Annotated in this window: 1 tRNA gene; it reads right to left on the bottom strand. The window is 37.4% G+C overall.

The window, feature by feature from the left end:
• Positions 1–125: 125 nt before the first annotated feature.
• Positions 126–201, bottom strand: a tRNA-Glu gene (locus AB4512_RS20300).
• Between the last annotated feature and the right edge of the window lie 72 nt (positions 202–273).

The following is a 273-nucleotide window of genomic DNA, read 5'->3' as shown; positions in this document are numbered from 1 at the left end:
AGAACTTTTAAATTTGATTGAATTACTCGTAAGTAAATCAATCAGTCAGCTTTCCAAATTGTTAAAGAGCTTGATTCAATAAAATGAACCATTTTTAAAAACACTTAAATAAATGTGCTTAAAGATGGTATCCCGTAGGGGAGTCGAACCCCTGTTACCGCCGTGAAAGGGCGGTGTCCTAGGCCTCTAGACGAACGGGACATAGGTTACTCTTAACTGTTTAAACATATCAATCTGTGTGGACACTTATCGTGAATATCTTCGTATAAGGAG

The organism is Vibrio sp. 10N.222.52.B7, assembly GCF_041474275.1.
In the GTDB taxonomy this organism is placed as follows: domain Bacteria; phylum Pseudomonadota; class Gammaproteobacteria; order Enterobacterales; family Vibrionaceae; genus Vibrio; species Vibrio crassostreae_C.
This window is presented reverse-complemented; position numbering and strand designations above follow the sequence as displayed.